We start from the raw sequence: 1,232 nt of genomic DNA, 5'->3' as shown, positions 1-1,232 counted from the left end.
TGGATTGTCAACACTAAACTAAACAACTTTTTTAAGGGTATTTTGACGATATTCAACTGGGGATAAATATCCCAGTGAAGAGTGGATCCTATGATTGTTATACCAGTTAACGTAGTCGGCAAATTCATAACCTAGTTGTTCTTGGGTTTCAAATATCTGATGGTTTACAAATTCTGTTTTGATTACTTTATAGGTCGCTTCTGCAACAGCGTTGTCATAGGGACATCCCTTCATACTTAAAGAGCGTTCAATTTCAAATACCTCTAAAATCTCATCAATGATTTTATTCTTAAATTCGTTACCTCGATCCGTGTGGAAAATCTTGATTTGACTTAGGTTAGTTTGGACTGTACTGAACGCCTTCTTAACTAATTCTGCATCCTTATTAGGCCCAGAGCTATAACCGATAATTTCACGATTAAACAGGTCTACAAGCACACAAAGATAGTGCCAGCGATTTTTTACACGAACGTACGTTAAATCACTGACAACAACGTTTAAATGTGGTTGTTCATCAAAGTTACGATCCACGATATTTTCAGTGTTATCTTCGTTACATTTAGCTGTATGCGGCTTAAATTGAGCAACGGTATAATTCGATACAAGGCCTTCTTGTTTCATGATACGACTAATACGACGACGTGAAACTTGTTGTCCCATCTTTTTTTAACTCTTGCTTAATTTTTCGAGTCCCGTAATTATTTCGGCTTCGACGAAAAATCTCAATGATATCAGTAACCAGTTGAGTTTCATCTTTCTTCGGTTTAGACTCATAATAATAAGTGCTACGAGGCACATTAAGGACTTTGCACATCGCTGAAACTGAATATTTGTGTGTATTGTTTTTAATCACATTTATCTTCGTCCTAAGATCAGCGCGGCTTGCTTTAAAATATCATTTTCCATTTCCAATTGCTTAACTTTTTTACGAAGTTGGATTAACTCCTGTTCTTCTTCTGAGCGGTTATCTTTCTCCTTAAAAGAACCTGTAGAAGTTGACTGTTTAATCCATTTATCGAGTAAAGACGATGAGATATCGTATTCACGAACAATATCACATTTACGTTTCCCATTTAAATAAAGCTGGACTAATTGGTTTTTAAATTCATCTGTATACGTACGGCGTGGTCTACGAGTTTTAGTTTGGGTCATGTTAAAGCTCCTTTAGATTGATATTATTTATAATTCTACATGACCTTAAAAAAACTGTCTAATTAATTGTAACCTATCCA

The 1,232-nt window shown here is 35.1% G+C and carries 1 pseudogene; it reads right to left on the bottom strand.

What is annotated here, in order from left to right:
- Positions 1-18: 18 nt before the first annotated feature.
- Positions 19-1,152 (bottom strand): annotated as a pseudogene (locus QWC74_RS07835) (IS3 family transposase).
- Between the last annotated feature and the right edge of the window lie 80 nt (positions 1,153-1,232).

This window comes from uncultured Turicibacter sp., assembly GCF_938044715.1.
GTDB lineage: Bacteria > Bacillota_I > Bacilli_A > MOL361 > Turicibacteraceae > Turicibacter > Turicibacter sanguinis.
Note: the sequence above shows the minus strand (reverse complement) of the source record. Positions and strands in the feature narration are given on the sequence as shown.